Source organism: Streptomyces sp. NBC_00019 (assembly GCF_045041015.1).
GTDB lineage: Bacteria > Actinomycetota > Actinomycetes > Streptomycetales > Streptomycetaceae > Streptomyces.
Genome location: NZ_CP108302.1, coordinates 5,765,310 through 5,780,091, shown reverse-complemented (window position 1 = coordinate 5,780,091; position 14,782 = coordinate 5,765,310). Strand labels below are relative to the sequence as shown.

20 protein-coding genes and 1 tRNA gene are annotated in these 14,782 nt (G+C 67.9%); 5 read left to right on the top strand and 16 right to left on the bottom strand.

All coding sequences use genetic code 11. From position 1 onward, the window contains the following. Window positions 1–24 precede the first annotated feature (24 nt). Entirely contained in the window at window positions 25–492 is a 468-nt protein-coding gene (locus tag OHU89_RS27340; RefSeq protein ID WP_266889396.1) for a GatB/YqeY domain-containing protein, read from the bottom strand. A gap of 110 nt (window positions 493–602) precedes the next feature. Between OHU89_RS27340 and OHU89_RS27335 the strand changes: the two genes are divergently transcribed. The 3 genes from OHU89_RS27335 to OHU89_RS27325 all read left to right on the top strand — a co-directional run bounded on the left by OHU89_RS27335 (window position 603) and on the right by OHU89_RS27325 (window position 2,593). After that, on the top strand, window positions 603–1,529 hold the full coding sequence (locus OHU89_RS27335; protein WP_405646641.1) for a metallophosphoesterase: 927 nt from the start codon (window positions 603–605) through the stop codon (window positions 1,527–1,529). 150 nt (window positions 1,530–1,679) lie between these two features. Next, complete coding sequence (locus OHU89_RS27330; RefSeq protein WP_405646639.1) at window positions 1,680–2,477, top strand: Pr6Pr family membrane protein; 798 nt, start codon at window positions 1,680–1,682, stop codon at window positions 2,475–2,477. Window positions 2,478–2,519: 42 nt separating this feature from the next. Beyond that, window positions 2,520–2,593: transfer RNA gene (locus OHU89_RS27325), tRNA-Pro, on the top strand. Between the two features lie 136 nt (window positions 2,594–2,729). Here the strand turns inward: OHU89_RS27325 and OHU89_RS27320 are convergent. The 15 genes from OHU89_RS27320 to OHU89_RS27250 form a co-directional block, all read right to left on the bottom strand. After that, window positions 2,730–3,218 (bottom strand): hypothetical protein, encoded by a 489-nt coding sequence (locus tag OHU89_RS27320; RefSeq protein WP_405646637.1) that lies wholly within the window; start codon window positions 3,216–3,218, stop codon window positions 2,730–2,732. A gap of 65 nt (window positions 3,219–3,283) precedes the next feature. Beyond that, window positions 3,284–4,450, bottom strand: coding sequence for a tyrosine recombinase XerC (gene xerC, locus OHU89_RS27315; protein ID WP_405646635.1), 1,167 nt, complete (start codon window positions 4,448–4,450; stop codon window positions 3,284–3,286). Beyond that, the gene (locus OHU89_RS27310; RefSeq protein WP_405646633.1) at window positions 4,450–4,638 is read right to left on the bottom strand and encodes a helix-turn-helix domain-containing protein; all 189 of its coding nucleotides are present in this window, start codon (window positions 4,636–4,638) and stop codon (window positions 4,450–4,452) included. The genes xerC and OHU89_RS27310 overlap by 1 nt, the downstream gene beginning before the upstream one ends. Next, the gene (locus tag OHU89_RS27305; RefSeq protein WP_405646631.1) at window positions 4,635–5,951 is read right to left on the bottom strand and encodes a replication initiator; all 1,317 of its coding nucleotides are present in this window, start codon (window positions 5,949–5,951) and stop codon (window positions 4,635–4,637) included. Before OHU89_RS27305 ends, OHU89_RS27310 begins: the two co-directional genes overlap by 4 nt. A 132-nt stretch (window positions 5,952–6,083) precedes the next feature. Then, window positions 6,084–6,320, bottom strand: coding sequence for a SpdD protein (locus tag OHU89_RS27300; protein WP_405646629.1), 237 nt, complete (start codon window positions 6,318–6,320; stop codon window positions 6,084–6,086). A 14-nt stretch (window positions 6,321–6,334) separates the two neighbouring features. Then, the gene (locus OHU89_RS27295) at window positions 6,335–6,529 is read right to left on the bottom strand and encodes a hypothetical protein (protein WP_388632871.1); all 195 of its coding nucleotides are present in this window, start codon (window positions 6,527–6,529) and stop codon (window positions 6,335–6,337) included. A gap of 9 nt (window positions 6,530–6,538) precedes the next feature. Continuing rightward, complete coding sequence (locus OHU89_RS27290; protein WP_405646627.1) at window positions 6,539–6,730, bottom strand: mobile element transfer protein; 192 nt, start codon at window positions 6,728–6,730, stop codon at window positions 6,539–6,541. After that, entirely contained in the window at window positions 6,730–6,933 is a 204-nt protein-coding gene (locus tag OHU89_RS27285) for a hypothetical protein (RefSeq protein ID WP_405646625.1), read from the bottom strand. The genes OHU89_RS27290 and OHU89_RS27285 overlap by 1 nt, the downstream gene beginning before the upstream one ends. Window positions 6,934–6,952: 19 nt before the next feature. After that, the gene (locus OHU89_RS27280) at window positions 6,953–7,585 is read right to left on the bottom strand and encodes a DUF2637 domain-containing protein (protein WP_405646623.1); all 633 of its coding nucleotides are present in this window, start codon (window positions 7,583–7,585) and stop codon (window positions 6,953–6,955) included. After that, entirely contained in the window at window positions 7,585–7,791 is a 207-nt protein-coding gene (locus OHU89_RS27275) for a hypothetical protein (protein WP_405646621.1), read from the bottom strand. Before OHU89_RS27275 ends, OHU89_RS27280 begins: the two co-directional genes overlap by 1 nt. Window positions 7,792–7,874: 83 nt before the next feature. Beyond that, complete coding sequence (locus OHU89_RS27270; protein ID WP_405646619.1) at window positions 7,875–9,248, bottom strand: FtsK/SpoIIIE domain-containing protein; 1,374 nt, start codon at window positions 9,246–9,248, stop codon at window positions 7,875–7,877. A 5-nt stretch (window positions 9,249–9,253) separates the two neighbouring features. Next, window positions 9,254–9,604, bottom strand: a complete 351-nt coding sequence (locus OHU89_RS27265; RefSeq protein ID WP_030967041.1) for a hypothetical protein — start codon at window positions 9,602–9,604, stop codon at window positions 9,254–9,256. A 651-nt stretch (window positions 9,605–10,255) separates the two neighbouring features. Continuing rightward, entirely contained in the window at window positions 10,256–10,984 is a 729-nt protein-coding gene (locus OHU89_RS27260; protein ID WP_405646617.1) for a GntR family transcriptional regulator, read from the bottom strand. Between the two features lie 62 nt (window positions 10,985–11,046). Continuing rightward, window positions 11,047–11,511, bottom strand: coding sequence for an ATP-binding protein (locus OHU89_RS27255; protein WP_405646615.1), 465 nt, complete (start codon window positions 11,509–11,511; stop codon window positions 11,047–11,049). A gap of 278 nt (window positions 11,512–11,789) precedes the next feature. Continuing rightward, complete coding sequence (locus OHU89_RS27250) at window positions 11,790–12,530, bottom strand: GntR family transcriptional regulator (protein ID WP_405646613.1); 741 nt, start codon at window positions 12,528–12,530, stop codon at window positions 11,790–11,792. An 80-nt stretch (window positions 12,531–12,610) separates the two neighbouring features. Between OHU89_RS27250 and OHU89_RS27245 the strand changes: the two genes are divergently transcribed. Next, a complete protein-coding gene (locus OHU89_RS27245) occupies window positions 12,611–13,696 on the top strand; it encodes a DUF1152 domain-containing protein (protein ID WP_405646611.1) in 1,086 nt (361 codons plus the stop codon). A 116-nt stretch (window positions 13,697–13,812) separates the two neighbouring features. Then, window positions 13,813–14,472 (top strand): hypothetical protein, encoded by a 660-nt coding sequence (locus OHU89_RS27240; RefSeq protein WP_405646609.1) that lies wholly within the window; start codon window positions 13,813–13,815, stop codon window positions 14,470–14,472. Window positions 14,473–14,782: the final 310 nt, after the last annotated feature.

Here is a 14,782-nt window from a genome sequence, read left to right as displayed (position 1 = left end):
CCGTTCGCCGTTCGGCGCGCTCGGTCAGCCGGCCAGCAGCTTCTTCACGGTGGCGGCGACTCGGCCGCCCTCCGCCAGGCCCGCGACCTTCGGGTTCACGATCTTCATGACGGCGCCCATGGCCCGCGGCCCCTCGGCGCCCGCCGCCTTCGCCTCCTGGACGGCCTGGGCGACGATGTCGGTCAGCTCCTCGTCGGACAGCTGCTTGGGCAGGTACGTGGCGAGGAGCTCGCCCTCCGCCTTCTCCCGCTCGGCCGACTCGGCACGACCACCCTCGGCGAAGGCGTCGGCCGCCTCGCGGCGCTTCTTCGCCTCCTTGGTGATCACCTTGAGGACCTCGTCGTCGGAGAGCTCGCGCTTCTCCTTGCCCGCGACCTCCTCCTTGGTGATCGCGGCGAGCGTCATGCGCAGCGTCGAGGAGCGGAGCTCGTCGCGCTCCCTGATCGCGGCAGTGAGGTCTTCCTGCAGCTTCGACTTGAGCTTGGTGGTCATGTGACTGATTCTCGCAGGTGCGCCAGGCCGGACGCCCATCGATTTAAGGGGGTCGGTTTCAAAGGACCGCGGGCGACGGGGTACTTGCCAGGTCTGACACGATGGGACCCATGCGCGCGCGATACGGAGTACCTCTGTCGATCGCGGCGGCTGGCGCCGCCGGTCTGGTGTACGCGGCGGGCTTCGAAGCCCGCTCCTTCCGCCTCCGACGGGTGACGGTCCCCGTTCTCCCTGCCGGAATGCGCCCCCTGCGCATGCTCCAGGTCTCCGACATCCACATGGTCGGCGGTCAGCACAAGAAGCAGCGCTGGCTGCGTTCGCTGGCGGGCCTGCGCCCCGACTTCGTGATCAACACGGGTGACAACCTGTCGGACACGGAGGGCGTCCCGGAGGTCCTGGACGCGTTGGGTCCGCTGATGGACTTCCCGGGGGCGTACGTCTTCGGCTCCAACGACTACTACGGCCCCAGGCCCCGCAACCCCGCCCGCTATCTGCTGGAGAAGACGAGCGGCCGCCACGGTCTGAACGGCAACCCGCCCGCCGTGGGCGTGGTCCACAACCCGTGGGAGGACCTGCGGGACGGTTTCGACGCCGCGGGCTGGCTCAACCTGACCAACACCCGCGGCACCCTGAAGGTCGAGGGCGTGTCGATCGAGTTGACCGGCCTGGACGACCCGCACATCAAGCGCGACCGGTACGCGGAGGTGGCCGGCGGCCCGTCGTCCTCCGTGGACTTCTCGATGGGCGTGGTCCACGCGCCGTATCTGCGCGTCCTGGACGCCTACGCGGCCGACGACTATCCGCTGATCCTCGCCGGCCACACGCACGGCGGGCAGCTGTGCATCCCCTTCTACGGGGCGCTGGTCACCAACTGCGACCTGGACACGGAACGGGTGAAGGGTCTGTCGACGCACACGGCCGAGGGCAGGACGTCGTATCTGCATGTCTCGGCGGGGTGCGGGACGAACCGCTACACACCGGTACGGTTCGCGTGCCCGCCGGAGGCGACGCTGCTGACGCTGGTGGCGCGGGGGTAGCTTCCGCACGGGTGCACGGGTGCACGGGTGCACGGGTGCACGGGTGCACGGGTGCCACGGGTGCCACGGGACGTGGGTGCACGGGACGTGGGGTAACCCGCACGGACCGCCCGTATCGCCCCTTTTGTCGGGCGTGCTTAGCGTGAGGGCATGACCGCCCCGATACCCAGGGACATCCCGGATCTTCCCGCGATCCCGGGCATGCCCGCGCTGCTGCCCTCCCCCGTCCCCGCCACGGCGGTGGTGGCCCCCGTACGCCGCCCCCTGGCCGCCGCGTACCGCCTGCTGGTCGCTCTCGCGGCCGCGGCGGCCGTGACGATCGACCTGCTCCTCGGCAGCCCCAGCCGTGTGCTGAGCTACTTCTCGATCCAGAGCGCAATCCTGCTGGCGCTGGTGTCCGTGCCGGCGGCGAAACGCGCGTGGAGCGCCCGCCGCCCGCTGCCGGCCGCGCTGACGGGCGCGACACTCCTCTACGTCCTGATCGCGGGCTCGGTGTACCACCTGCTCCTGGCCGACGCGACGACCCCGTTCTCGATGACGGGCGAGACGACTCACCCGACCGGCTGGCAGTCCCTGGCGAACCACGCCCTCCACACGGGGCTCCCGATCGCAGCGGTCGTGGACTGGCTGTTCCTGACCGCACCCGGCCGCTTCCACCTCCGCCGGGCGGCGACCTGGCTCCTCTTCCCCCTGGCCTATCTCGCCTTCTCCTTCACCCGGGGCGAACTGCTCCTCCCCGGCACCCCGGCCCGTTACCTCTACGCCTTCCTCGACGTCGACCTCCACGGCTACAAGAGCGTCCTCGGCAACGCCCTCCTCCTCGGCCTCTCCTTCTACGCCCTCGCCATCCTCCTCGTAGCCCTCGACCACGCCCGCCCGAACCCCCTCCGCCACCGCGCCCACCACCGCGCGAAAACCGGATTTCGTCTCCAGCCACCAGTGGGCTAAAGTAAACGTCGTCGCCGCGACAAGCAGGACAAGCAGCGACATCGGGGTGTAGCGCAGCTTGGCAGCGCGCTTCGTTCGGGACGAAGAGGTCGTGGGTTCAAATCCCGCCACCCCGACAGCCAAAACAGCAGGTGAGGCACCTACCGATTTCGGTAGGCGCCTCACCTGTTTCTGCGTGTGTGTATATCTGCGTGACTAAGCTCAGCGCGCTACGTCTGGAGTTCAAGCGCTGGCACAGTCATCGCTTCGGCCTCAGCGAGGCGTCTTCCGCCGGTAGTGCCACCGCTCAAAGGCAGCGTATGCCGCCGCGATGCCAACACCGGCCCCCAGCCACAAGCCAGCGTTCATGTGGCCAAGCGGAGCACCCACAAAGGTACCGACAACGGCCACCAGCACTGCGAACTTGGCGATGCCCTCACAGGCGAAGCGCCAGCCCTCTCCTTCCCACCTGGCTTCACGCCAACGTCCGTGCAACTGCGCGGCCGAGCAAGCAGCACACAACTGCAGAATGTGCTGACTCATGCCAACCGTGCCGATGCCCACGATCGCGACGCGTTGTGCGGTGATCTGGCAGTCCTCGACGAGGTAGTTCGGGTGCGCCAGCCGACATGGGCACTGGCACTCAACCTCTGCCGTGGCTCGGTGATGAAGTTCGAAGCCTTCAGGGCGCCAGGTCGTACGACGCCGATCGGGCCCGTCCGAACGGTCCGGCAACATGTAGCCGTCCAGATCACGCGGCATGATCCCCCCTGGGCTGTGCCGTGAGCGCGTGTATCGAGCGCAGAGCGTAGCGGCACAAGCCAAGATCAGCGGCCGGTCTCCCTCTCGAAAATGCTGTCCATGACGACCGCACCTGTCTGGATCACGGGGCGAATCTGCTTCCGATAGACCTCCTCGGTCACAGCCGTGCCGGAATGCCCTACGAGCCGGGAGATCTCCTCCAGCGGGACGCCCCGGTCGGAGAGCAACGACACGAAGCTGTGCCGGAGCTCCCGGGGTGTCCACTCAGCGGCGTCGACCCCATCGACTTCCTTGAGCGCCTGGCGGAAGGCGCGGCGGACGTTGGCGGCGTCGAGCGGCTTGCCGACGGCCGAGGAGAAGACGAGCCCGTGTTCCTCCCAGGCGTCATCGGCGGCGAGCCGATCCCAGCCCTGGTCTTCGAACTGCTGCCAGAGAGCTTCGACGCAGCGCGCCGGCAGGGCGAGGGTGCGCCGGGACTTTCGGGTCTTGGTGTCCCCGCTCCGCCTGACAGAGCGCCACACGGCGATGTGCGGAGGCTGCGGCGGATCGAAGTCGGGACGCCCCTTCAGGAAGACGTGATCCCAAGTGAGGGCGCGCAGTTCCTCGGTACGGGCGCCGGTCAGCAGGGCGACGACGATGTACGCGTACATCGAGGTTCCTTCGGCTCCTTTGAGTACCGCCTCAGCTTGGGCGAAGGTGAGCGCCTTGGACGGACGACCGGCTTGGCCCTGGGGCACTGAGCACAGCTCGACGACGTTGCGTTTCACCTTGTCCCGCGCCATGGCCCGCTTGACCGAGCGGTTCAGGCAGGAGTGAAGGCCCTGGAGTGTGCGCGTGCTGAGCGTCTTCGCCTTTGTGGCCAGCCAGCGGTCTACGTCCTCCGCGCTGAGGTCGCGGAGCTTGCGAGCGCCGAGCGATGGGATGACGTGCTTCTGGCTCAGGAGGGTTGTGGTCTCGACGGTGCTGGGATCGAGGCCGGCCAGGCCGTACATGAGCCAGTCCGTCACCGCGTCTTTGACCGTGTAGTTGGTCGGTGCGATGGCGAGGCCGTCTTCGTGGTCCCGCAGTACTTCCTTGAGCTTGTTCTTCGCCTCTGTCTTGGTCTTGCCACTCCCCCGCTTCACGATTCGCTTACCGCTCGGGTCGAAGCCGAGGTTCGCCGTGGCGATCCAACGCTGTCTCTTTTCGTCCCAGTGCAGGCCGCCGTCACCGCGGCTACGGCGCTTCGTCATCAGGCGGCTTCTCCCATCTGGCCTCGGATGAAGGCTCGTACGGCGGTGTCCGGGATGCGGCGGCAGCCGTCGACCTTGATGGAGACCAGGCGCCGGGTGCGGATCAGGTCGTAGACCTTGGTGCGGCCGAGCTTGAGTCGGGCCATGACCTCCGGAACGGTGAGCAGTTCGGACGAAGCCGCAGTCATGGGGTCGGTTCTCCTTCCGTTCCAGGGGTGGGTTCGAGAGAAGCTGCCAGCCAGGTCTCGGCGGTGCTGAGGCCGGTTCCGGCGAAGACCCAGTGGGCGAGGACGAGGGTCGAATCCACCTCCGAAATTTCGGAAGTGCCATTGCTGGATGCTGCTGCTTGGGCACGGCGCCATTCGGCGCGGGCGTCACGGAGGGCACCGAGCGTGGTCGAGTAGCGGCGGGACTTAGTGGAGAAGTGGCCGCGGAAGCCGAGCATGTGCGCCCAGGCCCGTAGGCGGAGGTCTGCCAGCTCGGGGCTCGCGCCGAGGGCCCAGGCGGTGCGGATCATTCGTCGGGCGTGGTCGGTGATTCGGGCTTGGGCGAGTTCGGCGAGGAAGCGGATCGGTCGATCCAGGGTGCCCGTCGCCGTCTCGGCGCCCTTGGTCGCGTACTTGGCGATGTACGCCGCTACGGCGCGCTCGGTCAGCTCTTGGCCGCCGTCGAAGTCGGCGGAGCGGATCGGGCGGACGTCGACCTGACGGCCGAAGACGAAGCCGTGGGACCGGCCGTCGACCTCGGGCCCGGCGATACGCGCCGCGGTGGCGGCGGCTCGTATGGCGTCAGTGAGCAGCCCTGTCGAGGCCCAGGCCGGAGGCGCCGTTTCTCCTCCCTCCGGGCCGTCGAGGCGGATGACCGCGTGGAAGTGGACCGCGCCGCGCTTTTGGTACTCGGCCACCTTCGCGAAGGAGATGCGGGCGTGGTCGAGGAAGGCTCGTTGGGTGAGGCCGGCGCGCTTGGCCACCTCTCGGCGGAGGTAGATCGAGAAGCGCCGCCACAGGGCGCCGGCGTGCGCGTTCCAGAGAACGGCGGCTTCGTAGTCGTAGGTGTCCGGGTCGAGGGGCGTGCCCAGAGCGGGATCGTTCTCGTCGTGCCGGATGCCGCAGCGGCAATCCCGGCCGCCGTTCGGGCGGTTGTGGACGGGGCCGAAGCTCGGGGCGGTAAGGGTGGCGAAGACACGGGGGTGTGTCGCGACCTGTTCCGAGGCACCTTTGCCGCCACGCAGTCCGGCGGTGATCAGGTGATAGGTGTCGCGGCGGTAGGTCTCGGCGCAGGCCGCGCAACGGGTCGCACGGCGGTTGTTGCAGCGGACCAGAAGCTGTCCGGCGGGGAGCGTGGCGGAGTCAAGGTGGTGCAGGACTGCACCGATCTCGCCGGTCGTCTTGTCGACCGCGTACTCCGTGCGGTGGCCGTCGAGGCGGACGGGGTGAGTGCAGCCGCCCAGGCTGGAGAGTTGACGGCCCAGCTCGGGCATGGTGCCGAGGGAGGCCAGCATGGAGAGTTCCGCCAGTGGGGGCGGAGTCTGCCGGGTGACGATGGGAGTTCCTTTCGGCTGTTTCGGCGGTTGGGACGGACGGCCCCGGGGCGGCGGGATGCTTGGCGGCGTTGTTGCCGCCCCGGCGGCCGGTCAGCGCCTGTTGGCGCCGTTGAGGAGGGAGCGCAGGACCACGGCGGCGATGGCCACGGACACGGCCGATATGGCGACGGCCGCCAGGAGCGCGGTGAGCACGACGCCGACGACGACAACGGCGGCGACCGCGCCCACGTAGGGCGTGAGCGACCGGCCCGCGGAGGGCATCGGGGCTTGCGTCTGCTGAGGGACGACGGATGTCGTCGGGACGTCGGGGAGCTTGGGGCGAAGCATGGTGGACCTCCTTGTCACTTGTCGGTGCCGTTGACGACGTCGACTCCGGAGCGCGTGCCGGACTCGATGGCGGGGGCGAGGAAGGTGAACGAGAGCCAGAAGCCGAACAGAGCGATCACGACGGCCACCCAGAGGCGGATGCCGAGGAACTTGATCGCGGCCCAGGCGATGACACCCAGGACGAAGACGAGCGGGAACGAGACGGTCACGAGGTCTCCTCAGCGAGCGCGGCAACGGTGTGTGCGGGCAGCCAGCTCGGCGGCCGGACGGCTGTCGTAGTCAGTGGAGAAGCCGCAACGCGGGGCGGTGCAGGCGGCGGTGTGCTTCTCGCGGCCCCGGCTGTCGTAGTACGTGGCGACCTGGACGGGGCCGATGCGGACGACCCTGCGGAAGCGGGGGTTGGCGGGCATCAGGGCGTCTCCTTGTCGGGCTTGGTCTCGGTCTCGCCGGTGAAGTCGGTGACGTGGTCGGCCAGCCAGCGCAAAATCTCGTCGCCCTCGTAGCTGTCGGCGGCGATGATCACCGGCTCGGCGATGAGCACGGCTTCGGTGAGGCGGTTCTGTCGGGTCAGCTCGGCGGCGCGTTTCAGCGCACGGAGCGTGGACGGGCGCATGCGGAAAGTTCCTCCGGGGTCAGGCGAGTTGGGCGGCGATGGCTTCGGCGAGCGGCAGCGGGACGCCGAGCCGGGCGCGAAGCGTCGAGGTGTCGATGGGGGTGCCGGTTCGGGCGCGGTGGTCGTCGGCGACCTTGCGCGCGTGGGCGACCAGGGCGGGCGGGACCTTGGATGCCGGAGGCGGGACTGACTCCGGTGCCGCGGTTGGTAGTTGAGGTGCGGAGGAGGGCGCCGGAGCCTCGTCCTGGACAGTCGGCTTCTCGTCTGGGACCGGTACGGCTTCCGACTCCGGGGATCCGTGGACGAGCAGCGTTCCGCCGAGGAAAGCGACGGCCGGCCATCCGGCGACGAGGATGCGCAGCCAGGCCGGTACGGCGCCCAGGTCGAGCAGCCCGGCCGTGGCGATGTTCGCCCCGAGTGACGCGGTCAGCGCGACGAGGAACCAGCACCAGGCAGCCGTCTTGGTCCCGCCGGAGCGGAGCCGCCGCCAAGCGGCCACCAGGAGCAGGTCCACGCTGATCGGGTAGGCCCACGCCTTCCAGCCGCCCTGTCCGGCAGCGGCAGCCAGGTCATGCAGGTGAGCGAAGGACAGGGCTCCAGCGATGACGGCCTGGACCAGGACCGCGTCCACGTGGACGGCGGAGCGAGCCATCAGGACGCCGCGCTGGGGTAGTCCGGGCCATCGTCGGGGTCGTAGCGGGGCGGGAAGACACCAGGCGGAGGGTCAGGCAGAGACGCCGCAAGCGACGGTCCCAGAGCCTCGATGAAGTCCTCGTCAGCGCCAAACACGTCGGCATACAGGGCGAGTTGGCCGAGCAGCAGGACGGTGCGGGCGAAGTCCTCGCAGTTGGGGCACATGGAGACCGCTCTCCCTTCTTCGGGCATGGAGGGGGTAGGGACTTGGCGCGGGACGGCCGCGCCGGCCGTTGGATCGGGGGTTGCTACTCGGCGACGGGAAGCGGGGCGGTCACCAGCCCGGAGTCCTTCACGGGCACAGGCGGGACATACGGGCGGAAGGGTGCGAGCGCCGGAACATCCGGGGCGAGGTGTGCCGCCTCACGGCACGTGGCCGCAGCATCGGATAGGGACAGATACGGGGTACGGATGCGTGACCAGCCGCCGGAGGTGTCGCCCACGACGGCCAGTCCGGGCAGCTCGGCGGCGATGGCGCAGGCCGCGTAGACCGCCTCGGCGGCGATGTCGCCGAGCGCCATCTTCGCGGAGGCTTCGTCGTTGACGCGATGGCAGACGCGACCCGTGAGCTGAGCGCGGAGCATGGTCGCTCCCTTGCCCAGTTCGGCACCGAACCGCTGTCCGCAGACCTCCAGGTAGATCCCGGCCGCACGGCCGAGTTGGGCGAGCCGGATGAGCTGGGTGACCATCTCGTCCCTCCGCTCCTCCTCCTTGCGCGCGCTGACGAGGAAGAGTTCGGCCACCTCGTCGATGAACAGCACGATGGGAGCGGGGCGTTCGTCTTCCGGCAGACCCCAGATATCCGAAGTGATCTCTTCTTCGGGGGTGCCGGGCGCGATGCCCTGTCGGGCCTTGATCAGGTCGTAGCGATCCTCCATTTCCTTGACGAGCACGGGCAACAGATCGGCCGCCTGATCGGGGTCGGTCGCCAGCGCGGAGAACCGGGCGGCGAACGGCGCCAGCTCGACGCCGCGCTTGCAGTCGATGCCGACCAGGGCGACCGGCTGAGCCGCCAGTTTGGTCAGCAGGTTCCGGAGGTACATGGATTTGCCGGACAGCGTGGCGCCGAGGACGAGTTCATGCGGTACGGCTCGGTAGTCCCGTACGAACGCCGTGGCGTCCTCTCGCAGAGCCACCGGAACCCGCAGGTGATCACCGGCCGTCCGGCGAGGCATCCGCACCTTGCGCAGTACGTCGAAGCCGACGAGCCGCAGTTCGACGACACCGGGCTTGATGTCGCGTACGTACACGGCATGCACGCCCCAAGCATGGCGAAGGCGTTCCGCCGAGGCGGCGACGTCCGCCGGTTCCTGCCCCGGAGCCAACCGCAGCCGAACCCGGAGGCCCGTCGAGGTGGGGCGGATCAGTCCCCGGCGGGGAGGCACGGGCCGTACCTCCCGGCGAGTAGTCGCCCTGACGGCCAGAGCCCGCCACCTGGGCGGTTCGACCGTGAGGCCGCAGGCGTCCATGGTCGAGGTGTACGAGGCCAGCAGCCGTGCCACCGAGATCGGCAGCCCGACCGTGGACCAGTACGCCGCCGGGTAGGCGTGGCGGGCGTAGGCCGCGCCACCTATCGCAGCGAGCGACCCGCCCAGCTCGGCCAACGTCACGAGGTCGGTCACGTCGATCAGACCGCCTCAGCCATCGGGAAGGCACCAGGTGCAACGGCGGTGGCCCGGTAGGCGATGCCGTGCCGCTGCTGCCCGTTGAACACGCTCTCCCAGGGCCGGGCGATCAGCCCCGGAAGCGACACCGGGGCGCCGACGGTGAGTCCGTCGGTCACGCCGCTCTCGGGGATGGTGACCTGGATCAGGGACGACTCGCCCTCGTCGATGAAGACGACGCCGACGGTCATCAGAGCCTCACCGCTCACCGCATCCTTGGCGATCTCGCCGGTCTGCCGGTCGCGCACCTTCGGCGCCGGCGCTTCGGTGAGCAGGATCGTGGCGGACGAGGCGTCAACGCGGATCACACGCACAGGGGCTTCTCCTTCTGAGTCGATCAACTCGCCACCTGACAAGTTGACTTAGCAAGTTCGAAGTTAGAGATGCCAAGTTGACTTGTCAAGTCGCTTGGGCCTCTCAGTCGATGAGCGCTGACAGTGACTCAAGCGCACGATGGAATCAGCAGGACATAGAAGGGCGGGACCATGAGCAAGGAACGAGACGCTCGGTACCCCTCGACACCGCAGCAACAGACATGGGCTCCGCGGACTCCTGCCGCGCCCGACCCGCAACCAAGCCACCAAGCAGGGCGAACCCAGGGCTCCCCTCCGAGTCAGATCCCCCATCAGGGCCCGCCAGCACCTCACCGGAGGAAGCGACGCCGCGTCTTCTTCTGGGTCTTTCTGGCGGTTCAGATCTTGTTCCTGATCTGGGTCATCGCGGGCATATCAAGCGGAAGCGGGACCTCCGACTCGTGCGAGGGCTTGACCGGCGACAGCCTGAAGCTGTGTGAGGACGCAGGCGACATCGGAACCACGATTGGAGTCGGCCTGGTCGTCGGATTTTGGGTGGCCGCAGACTTCATCCTGGGTCTCACCTATGTGATCTACAGGCTTGCCAGTAGGCAGCCGCGCGCCTAAAGCGGACCCACGAGGTCCATGACGCAGCCCATGCTTTCGGAGACGTCAGCTCAGCCGGTAAGTGTCTTCGAGTTCCTGCCGGTCGGCAGGAAGCAGCACGTCAACGACCTGCAAGGCTTGTCCAGTCGTGTCACACACGATGACCAAGACGCTGAGGACGGGGACACCGTCAGGCAGTCCCAGAAGCTCGGCCTCACCACTGTCGGCCAGCCGCGCCGAGACCCGTTCCGTCACGTGGTCGAAGCGGACCTTTTTACGCGCCTCCAGGTGCTCGCGGACGCTGCCGCTCAGCGCTTCGGAAGCCTCCAACTCGGTCCCTTCAACCAGGCCGACAGGGAAGTACGACGAGACCAGCTCGACCGCCTCGCCATCCTCCTCGACCAGGAACCGGCGCACGAGAATCTTCGCCCGCTTGGGCAGCCCGAGCGCCGAGGCGACACGAGCAGGAACAGGCACATGGCCGACCTCGATCAAGCGGCCCGGCGTTTGCGACTCGTCACGCCCCAGCGCCACGCGGCCCCGACGGTCCTTCTGCTCGACAGCCTCGGGGCGGTCCCGCACGATCGTGCCGAATCCCTGCCGAGACTCCAGCCAGCCGTCACGCTTCAGCAGCTCCAGCGCTCGCACGACGGTGGGGCGGGACATCCCGAAAGCCTGCACCAGCTGGTTCTCACTGGGCACCCGCGTTCCGGGCGGGTACGTGCCGTCCTCGATGCGACCTTGGATGGTCTGCGCGAGACGCACGTACTTCGGTGGCTCCACTTCATACGCCATGAACGCCGCCCGTCGGGATTGGCCAAGTCAACTGGTCAACCAGACTAGCGACACTTACACACTCACAGTAGGACGTGACCGAAGTTCTCATTCGTCGGCCAGGCGTCGGCCACGACGGCGGACACCACCGTCCCACCGAATCGACTGGGCCCGGAGTGCCACGACTCGGCGATGGAGTCGACCAGCAGCAGGCCCCGCCCGTGTGCCTCGTTGGCGTCTGGGCGCCGCAGGCGCACATTCGCCGGAAACCCCGGATTGTGCACCTCGATGCGGAGCGACGTCTCCACGCGGTACCACTCAAGGCGCACCCACCAGAGCTCATCCGCCCGTCCGTAGAGAACGGCATTGGTGACCAGCTCGGAGACCATCAGCGTGCAGTCTTCGATCGAGCAGGCCGGCTTGTACGGGGCAATGAGCTTCCGGAACCATCGCCGGGCACGAGGGACCGACTCCGGCGCCGGAAACAGGATCATCGCTCCGAGTCGTGCGGTACCGAATCCGCGACGGCCGTCGGTGGCGTCATCCATCCGCGCTCACTCCTTGCCGCTGCCGTCACAGTCGAGGCAGCGCCGTTTCGATGTGGCACGAACGCGGTCGTTGGCTACGGAGAGCGCCAGAGCCGTACGGGAGCCGACGCGCTTCCAACCACGCCCTCGGCATCCCCGGCAAGCTAACCGCGCACTCTTGTCCGGCCGCTGACTCGTCACGCCGTGCCCCCTTCCGATCCAAGTGGCCTTAGCCACTTTGTGGATAGTGGCATTAGCCACTTGGGCTACGCAAGCGGTTCGGCATAACTGACGAGCCATCAGGTCAGCGGGTAGCCCTGCTCGAAGGCCCAACGGTGCGGGGGATACGTGGCTTCGGCGAACTCCAACGGCCGGTCCTGGAGGTCGAAGACGACGTGATGAACAATCAGGACAGCCTCATCAGGAGCCAGTTGCAGGTCCGCCGCCTCCTCGTCGGTGGCGCCCCGAGCACACATGCGGTCCTCGGCATAGCTGCCCTGGCGCCCCGTCATGTTCTCGACGTACATCAGCGTCCCTTGCTGAATCCGCTCAGGATCCAGAAGCTTGGGCGCGCGCTCGGCAACCTCCGGAGCGAACCACGAAGTGGACAGCGTGATCGGCCCGTCCTGGTTGTTGGTCACCCTCCGCCGGTGCACGGCCCGACGGTCCTTGACCAGGCCCAAGGCCTCGGCGACGTGATCCGGCGCATCCAGCCAACCGGCCGACGTGATCACCGCGTACTCACCAGGCGTGTAGATCTTCCCGGTCTGCCGGGCCCGGCCGTACAGCTCACGCGCCCGCCGGTTGACCTCCAGGCTGCGCACATAAGTGCCCGAACCCTGACGCTTCTCGACGAGCCCCTGATGGCTCAGCGCTTCCAACGACCGTGCAGCCGTTGGCCGGGACACCTTCCAGTCCGCCGCCAACTGTCGCTCCGAGGGCACCTCATCCCCCGGCCTCAGGTCTCCCCGAAGAATCTGATCGCGGATGAAGTGCGCGATCTGGAGATACTTCGGCTGAGCCTCCTCGATCTGAGGCATTCACCCTCCTCGTCCAAGTGGCTATGGCCTCTAGCCACTATAGGGTGAGTGGTCAACCCCCTACCCCGTACGCTGGCCGCATGAAGCGGTTGATCGTCGCAGCAGGAGGAGGGGGCGACGCAGTCGCCGCCGCAATGCTTCACGCCGCCCTCTACGGCGACGAGGACCAGGCGGTGATCCTCACGTACGCGTGGGACCGCTTGCTCGTCGACCCGGTACCGGGCCCGCGGGGACCGGACAACTTCACCGGCCTTGAGCGACTCACCCCGGCGGTCTGGGCGGTGCCGGCGGACGCCCGGCCGATTGCTCCAGCGGGTTCTACGCTCCCCCGGCTTGCGGCTGAACTCCCGCACACCTTCGCCCTCATCGACCCGCATCACGGCGCCGAGGGCGTCACCCGCCAACTCGAAGAACTCGTCAGCCACCTTTCCCCGGACTCCATCGATCTCCTGGACGTGGGCGGCGACATCCTCGCCCGAGGCGACGAGCCGACCCTGAAGAGCCCGCTAGCAGACGCCCTCACGCTCGCGGCATGTTGCCAAGTGAACGCCCCCGTGCGGCTCTTGGTCGCAGGACCCGGACTGGACGGTGAACTGCCGCTCAACGACGTACGCGGCATGCTCGGCCCGCTCATCCACACCTTCACCGCGAAGGACGTCGAGTCGGTCAGCTCGGTACTGGAATGGCACCCGTCCGAGGCAACCGGGATGCTCGCGGCGACGGCCCAAGGTGTACGCGGTACATGCGAAGTCCGAGACGCAGGACTGCCCGTCGAGCTCACAGACGAGAGCCCGACAGTCCACCAGGTCGACCTGGACGAGGCATTGAGCCGGAACGAGCTAGCCCGTGCAGTCTTGACGACTGAAACCCTGGACGAGGTGGAGACCTACAGCCGCGAGATCTGCGGCTACTCGGAGATCGACTACGAGCGCAACAAAGCCGGGTGGTTGAAGGACCAGGCAGATGCGGGACTCGATGCCGACTCCGTTCTGTCCCAGCTCGACGAGTTCGAGACCGAAGCCCGGGTCCGCGGAATCACCCACACGACGTTTCGTCACCTCACCGAGGCACTGGGCCTCAGCGGCTCCCATCGCGACGGTCTGCGCCAACTCCTCGTCGCCCGCCGCCCAAAGCAGTACGCAGCGCCCCTGTGGCGGATCAGATGACAGACGTCCACGAGCTCTCGTCTCCCGGCGCTCTCCCCGACCCACAGGAGACGCTCACCCGAACCAATTGGGCAGAGTTGAATCACGCTTACGGGCCGGCCGAAGACGTACCCAAGATGCTGGTCGCACTCCTGGACGCTAACCAGGCGGTGAGAACGAAGGCGCTGGACGACATCCATCACGTCGTGCACCACCAGAACACTCTCTACGAGGCGACAGCACCCACAGCCCTGTACGTGGCTGCGATCCTTTCCGACCCACGGACGACATGTTCTGTCGACAAGGACCGCTGGTCCTTCCCAGGCAACATGCGCGCCGAACTACTGGGCTGGATCGACTCCGTCGCCAACGACGTCACTGACGCGGCCTACATCATCGACAGCGAGCACGGATTCCCTCTCGACGACTATCCGCCGGCCGTTGCCGTACGCGATATCCGGCCGCTGCTCTTCTCAGCCGCCTTCGCGTACACCGATGACAGCGACCGTCATGTACGCGAAGCAGCCATCGCAGCGTGCATCCCGCTCCTGGACGATCCCAGGGTGCGTCATCACCAAGCAGCACTGGTCCCCCTGATCCGGCAGATCCTCGGAACCAGCGAACTGTGGCAGTACCGGGAGCGAGCCATCGACGCCCTCGACGCATGGGGCGAGGACGCAACGGGGCTCGAAGGCCAGCGCGACCCCTTCTGGTTCTGCAGCACCGACCTTGTACCGGACCACCGCACACGGTATCCGGGCGCTGACGCGGGTTGCAGCGAAGAGCCGCCATTCTGACCTGGCCATCCCGCGATCCCGAACGCTGCCGATAGCTGAGTAACAACCTTCTTCACGGGTTCAAGGCGGCTCGCTCCGCTCCCCGCGCGCGGCCCGGCCCCCGGCCGGGCCTGCGCTCCTGTCTCCGCCCCGCTCCAGCCCGGCCGGCGCCCGTGCCGCGCTCCAAGCATGCAGCCACCTGATGTCAGGGAAGGGGTACATCGTGGCTGGGGCGGTCGGCTCCACGGCTTTACGGAGCCACTTTGGCGCGAGCCTCGAAGATCATGGCCCCAACGTCGTGCTTTACCGGGCAGGTCCACAGACTGCCCGA

Coding starts and splice junctions, on each gene's coding strand:
- OHU89_RS27340 (WP_266889396.1), bottom strand. CDS start 492: ATGACCACCAAGCTCAAGTCGAAGCTGCAGGAAGACCTCACTGCCGCG.
- OHU89_RS27335 (WP_405646641.1), top strand. CDS start 603: ATGCGCGCGCGATACGGAGTACCTCTGTCGATCGCGGCGGCTGGCGCC.
- OHU89_RS27330 (WP_405646639.1), top strand. CDS start 1,680: ATGACCGCCCCGATACCCAGGGACATCCCGGATCTTCCCGCGATCCCG.
- OHU89_RS27320 (WP_405646637.1), bottom strand. CDS start 3,218: ATGCCGCGTGATCTGGACGGCTACATGTTGCCGGACCGTTCGGACGGG.
- xerC (WP_405646635.1), bottom strand. CDS start 4,450: ATGACGAAGCGCCGTAGCCGCGGTGACGGCGGCCTGCACTGGGACGAA.
- OHU89_RS27310 (WP_405646633.1), bottom strand. CDS start 4,638: ATGACTGCGGCTTCGTCCGAACTGCTCACCGTTCCGGAGGTCATGGCC.
- OHU89_RS27305 (WP_405646631.1), bottom strand. CDS start 5,951: ATGCTGGCCTCCCTCGGCACCATGCCCGAGCTGGGCCGTCAACTCTCC.
- OHU89_RS27300 (WP_405646629.1), bottom strand. CDS start 6,320: ATGCTTCGCCCCAAGCTCCCCGACGTCCCGACGACATCCGTCGTCCCT.
- OHU89_RS27290 (WP_405646627.1), bottom strand. CDS start 6,730: ATGCCCGCCAACCCCCGCTTCCGCAGGGTCGTCCGCATCGGCCCCGTC.
- OHU89_RS27285 (WP_405646625.1), bottom strand. CDS start 6,933: ATGCGCCCGTCCACGCTCCGTGCGCTGAAACGCGCCGCCGAGCTGACC.
- OHU89_RS27280 (WP_405646623.1), bottom strand. CDS start 7,585: ATGGCTCGCTCCGCCGTCCACGTGGACGCGGTCCTGGTCCAGGCCGTC.
- OHU89_RS27275 (WP_405646621.1), bottom strand. CDS start 7,791: ATGTGCCCCAACTGCGAGGACTTCGCCCGCACCGTCCTGCTGCTCGGC.
- OHU89_RS27260 (WP_405646617.1), bottom strand. CDS start 10,984: ATGGCGTATGAAGTGGAGCCACCGAAGTACGTGCGTCTCGCGCAGACC.
- OHU89_RS27255 (WP_405646615.1), bottom strand. CDS start 11,511: ATGGATGACGCCACCGACGGCCGTCGCGGATTCGGTACCGCACGACTC.
- OHU89_RS27250 (WP_405646613.1), bottom strand. CDS start 12,530: ATGCCTCAGATCGAGGAGGCTCAGCCGAAGTATCTCCAGATCGCGCAC.
- OHU89_RS27245 (WP_405646611.1), top strand. CDS start 12,611: ATGAAGCGGTTGATCGTCGCAGCAGGAGGAGGGGGCGACGCAGTCGCC.
- OHU89_RS27240 (WP_405646609.1), top strand. CDS start 13,813: ATGCTGGTCGCACTCCTGGACGCTAACCAGGCGGTGAGAACGAAGGCG.